At 67.4% G+C, this 4,803-nt stretch carries 1 protein-coding gene and 2 pseudogenes; 2 read left to right on the forward strand and 1 reads right to left on the reverse strand.

From position 1 onward, the window contains the following. Positions 1-818: 818 nt before the first annotated feature. Positions 819-962: pseudogene (locus ACFVX4_RS41505) on the forward strand (transposase); the annotation flags it as partial. Between the two features lie 83 nt (positions 963-1,045). Here ACFVX4_RS41505 and ACFVX4_RS41510 read toward each other — a convergent pair. After that, positions 1,046-1,564: pseudogene (locus ACFVX4_RS41510) on the reverse strand (sulfatase); the annotation flags it as partial. Between the two features lie 747 nt (positions 1,565-2,311). On the opposite strand from ACFVX4_RS41510, the gene ACFVX4_RS41515 reads away from it, so the two are divergent. Continuing rightward, positions 2,312-4,579: an MMPL family transporter gene (locus ACFVX4_RS41515; RefSeq protein WP_389988536.1), complete on the forward strand. Its 2,268-nt coding sequence runs from the start codon at positions 2,312-2,314 to the stop codon at positions 4,577-4,579. The last annotated feature ends 224 nt before the right edge of the window (positions 4,580-4,803 follow it).

Here is a 4,803-nt window from a genome sequence, read left to right on the forward strand (position 1 = left end):
GGCGGCCACGAAGACGCGCGTATGAGGGTGAATAGCTTGAAAACGGGCAAGCGCAAAGGTCACCCAACGACGCAGATCATCTCTAAACGCCCTCTCAGGCCTGGACTCGGGGCAAATATTCCGGAAAGTGAGCAATCGTCCGTCATGTGAACGCCGAGCGTGCACTGTTCGTCCGGAGGTAGCGCAACTCGCACACCATCGATCCCTGGTTCGGCGCGGGTTGCTGTCCAACAGTGCCTTCGCCGGAGCGGGCCTCACTATCAGACCCGCACAGCCCCACACGACATCACCCGTCCAAGCTCAGTAGCGAGACCGCCGTGAGGCAAAGGCTGGCGCAGCGGGAAATCGGAACACGACTTGCCGCGCACATCGAGCGCAGCCTGCGAATGGCGCGGCATCCAGATGCCAAGGCTCCAGTGGGAGCCGTCCGTGTCCCGACAGATGGTCTGACCGTGCTGGAGATCGCCGCGCAAGTACTCCGCGCTGCCTCCTGGACAACCGGACCTGCGACCCTGCCGAACGGCCAGCGCAGGCACGAATGACTACCGTGAGGCCCAAACAGTGAGAGCGCCGTCACCCACGGTGCCCGCTTCACGGAAAGTGAGTCCAGAACCGGTTCTCGTGAACAAAGCCACAAAGTGGAACCCCTCACCCCCTGACCAGGTAATCCTCACCTGACTTAGTCTTTGACCTGTGGCCTCGAATGATGCGTCGAACTTGATTACCCGGTTCGGCAACTGCCTTACACGGGAACGGCCTTCGTCTGAACATGTGCTCCGACCAAGGAACACACACATTCCGTACGAAGGCCGTGGGGGATGAGTCTGCTGTATCGCGTTGCCCGGCATGAGGCGTTGGCGGAACTGTCATGCTTCCGGGGCGAGTTCTACTCCTGCCTGACCTCGCGTTCGGACGCGTTGTTCGAGCTGGCTGATGCTGTCCTGTGCGGTGACGGGCCGGTATGACGGGTACGGCAGCAGTCGGCTGTCCACCTTCTCCCAGGCCGCCTTCATCTCGGCCAGCACCCGCGGCTCGTGCGCCGCACGGACTTGGTCGGCGAGTAGTCGGGAAGGAAGCCGCAATGCCACTTGCCGATCATCGCGGTGGTGTACTCGGCGTCGCGCAGCAGCGAGGCGAGCGTGGGGTGGGTGGGTTCAAGGCCGACCTCGGCTTCTTCCATGATGGGCTCGTCCAGGCCCGCCCGTACGCGTCCTGGGTAGCGTCCGGTGTAGAGGCTGATCCGGGTGGGTGAGCAGGTGGAGGAGCCCGCGTAGGCGTCGGTGAAGCGCACACCCTGGGCGGCGAGATTGTCGAGGTTCGGGGTGTTGATGTTCGGAGACCGGTAGCAGGAGAGGTCGGTCCAGGCGAGGTCGTCGGCAAGGATGAACAGGATGTTCGGCCGGTCGGAGGTACGCCCGGTGGCGGCCCGGAACGGCTGTTCCCGAGGGGCGGAGGATTCAGCGGCCATGGTGTGTGCCGATGCGGCCACAGGCGAGAGGGCGGCAGCGGCCCCGACGCCCAGGGCTCCGCCGAAGGCACGACGGGACAGTTTCCGTTCGGTCATGTGCGCACTCCTTACGGGGCGCGCCGCAGATGCGGCCGCACCCTGGAAATTATGCAAAGGGGAGATGCGCGAACCCGGAGGGGGAAACCGCAATTGCGGTTCCCGGAGGTGAGCGCATTAAAGAATGCTCACCAAGTACCTCTGTGATGTCAATGAATTCAAGTAAATCAACTCCATGGAATTCTCTGTGATGTCTGGGAGAATTCTGTGAATTCCCTCAAGGATTCCCGCTGTACCAGTGCGCCCCGACCACCGAGGGGCATCGCGGCTCCGATCCGCTCGTGAAGGGCCCTCCGGTGCGGGACCTGGGCACAGCCTTCGGTGCAGTGGCGAGCCACCGGCGGTCACAGGCAGGGCGAGTAGCAGGGCTGTGACCGCCGGAGCCCAGCCGGTCCACAGGGCCAGCAGCGCGTCGAGCCCGAGGGCGAGGTGCTCGCGAGGGGCGGAAGTGGCGGGCCGCGCGGCCGGGCCTTCCCAGAAAGCTCCCAGGAACTCTCCGGAAACGGACAACTGCGGGTGGCAGGCTCAGGGGCATCTCGGCGGGACGGGCGGATTTGGTCCTCGGCCGGCTCACTCGTCGTGTGCTGACGGCGGGGTCGGACTGGACTGATTCTGTGCACCCGCCGCCGCCCCCGATCCCGCCCGGCGGTCGGCTCGTCTTCGCACCTCACGGTGCGGGGCCGCCGTGCCGCACGGGCCCGGTGGGCACTCCGATGAGCCATGACTGACGACCTGGAGCCATTTCCCGTGGCCGCTTTTCTCTGCAATCTGGGCCAACTCGCCTTCCGGCGACGGTGGCTCGTCACCATGCTGTGGGCCGGACTGCTGGTCCTGGCCGGCGTGCTGGCCACCAAGGCGCCGGCGGCGCCCCCTAATGACTTCTCCATGCCCGGCACGGAATCCCAGCGCGCCTCCGACCTGCTCGATGAGAGTTTCGCGGACCTGAACACCGACGGTGCTACGGCGCGGGTGGTCTTCCGGGCCGAGGACGGCCGGATGACCGATCCGCATATGAAGCAGGACATCGAGCGGACGGTCCGCGCGCTCGGTGATGCTCCGCAGGTCGGGCAGGTCACCGACCCGTTCAAGGCCGGGGCGGTGAGCAAGGACGGCTCCACCGCCTATGCCCAGGTCACCTACGAGGTCCCGGTCGCGGAGATCGAGGAGACCTCCAAGACGGCGCTGCTGGACACTCTGGAACAATCCCGGTCCCCGGAGTTGACCGTCGAGGCGGGCGGCAACGCCGTCTCGGCGGAGGCGGAAGGCGGAGGCGGTCACTCCTCGGAGGCTCTCGGTCTCCTGGTGGCTGCCGTGGTCCTGGTCCTCACCTTCGGCTCGCTCCTGGCAGCGGGACTTCCGCTGCTCACCGCGCTGTTGGGCGTCGCCACCGGGATGCTATCGATCAAGGCGTTGTCCAGCACGCTCGGCCTGGGATCCACAACCACGGTGCTCGCGACCATGCTCGGTCTGGCCGTGGGCATCGACTACGCGCTGTTCGTCGTCTCCCGCTACCGAGCCGAGCTCGCGAGGGGCAGGGACCGGCAGGACGCGGCCGGTCATGCAGTGGGCGTCGCCGGCTCCGCGGTGGTCTTCGCCGGACTGACCGTGGTGATAGCACTGGTCGGCCTGGCCGTGGTGAACATCCCCATGCTGACCCAGATGGGGCTCGCCGGGGCCGGCACGGTCGCCCTGGCCGTCCTGATCGCCATCACCCTGGTCCCGGCGCTGCTCGGCATTGCGGGGAAGCGCGTCGGCCCGGCCCGGCCGCGCCGCGCGAAGCGCCGCCGCGTCCGCGAAGCCTCCAGTGAGGGAGTGCCGGCCCGTCCGGGCCTGGGTGTGCGCTGGGCACGCTTCGTCACGCGCCGGCCGCTCGCGATCCTCCTGATGGGTACTGTCGCGCTCGGCGTAGTCGCTGTTCCCGCGGCCTCGCTGGAGCTCGGGCTGCCCGGCGACGAGAGCAAACCCGTCGAGAGCACCCAGCGCAAGGCGTACGACCTGCTCTCGGAGGGATTCGGCCCCGGCTTCAACGGCCCTCTCCTGACGGTCGTGCAAAACGCCGATGGCGGTAGTGCCCAGGCGGCCGTCGACCTTACCGCCGCGCGCATCCGCGGCCTGGACAACGTAATCACGGTCAGCCCGCCGCATCTCAGCGATTCCCAGGACACCGCCATCCTGACCGTGGTGCCCGCCACTGCCCCCAGCAGTCCGGAGACGGCCGATCTGGTGCACGCTCTGCGCGATCCCGCGCTCGTGAGCGACAGCGGTGCCCGCGTCATGGTCTCCGGCTCCACCGCGATGAGCGCCGATGTCTCCCAGAAGCTCCACGACGCGCTGTTGCCCTATCTCGCGCTCGTGGTGGGCCTGGCGTTCCTGCTGCTGATCGCCGTCTTCCGGTCTGTGCTCGTCCCGCTCAAGGCGGCCCTGGGCTTCTTGCTGTCCATCGCTGCCGGCCTCGGCGCGGTCGTCGCGGTCTTCCAATGGGGCTGGCTCGGCTCCCTGCTCGGTGTCACCGAGCCAGGGCCGGTGATGTCCATGATGCCGATCTTCATGGTCGGGGTGGTGTTCGGCCTGGCCATGGACTACGAGGTCTTCCTGGTGACCCGGATGCGCGAGGCGTACGTCCACGGGCAGTCGCCGCTGTCAGCGATCACGAGCGGCTTCCGGCACGGAGCCAGGGTCGTCTCTGCAGCGGCCGCAATCATGATCGCGGTGTTCGCCGCGTTCGTGGGCTCGGACGAACAGATGGTCAAGACCATCGGCTTCGGTCTCGCCGCCGCTGTCCTCTTCGACGCGTTCGTCGTCAGGATGACCCTCGTACCGGCCGTGCTGACGCTGCTCGGCCACCGCGCCTGGTACCTTCCCCGCTGGCTCGACCGCCTCGTCCCGAACCTCGATGTCGAGGGGGAGAAACTGCGCACCGGTCAGCCCACCCCGGTGCAGGAGCCCTCTCAGCAGATCCGCCACGGATTCGTCGGACAGGCAACCGGCTCCGACCGGACCGCACCCGACGCCTGACCCAACTACCAGTTGGTGCTGTCCGGACACTGCTCCGGCCTCAGCCCGCGCGGGGCACGGAACTCCCCCCCGGCGTGCCCCGCGCGCCCATAAGTCCCGCCGTCACCCCAAGGGATGGCGGCGGGACTTCCCCCCGTTATGTTTTTCGCGGTCCTGCAAGAGGGCCGCTGGCCTCCGGGCCCGGCATGACTGTGTCCCCCTGTCGAACGGATGACCTGGGGGGT

It is taken from the genome of Streptomyces sp. NPDC058240 (assembly GCF_042882135.1).
Taxonomy (GTDB): Bacteria; Actinomycetota; Actinomycetes; order Streptomycetales; family Streptomycetaceae; genus Streptomyces.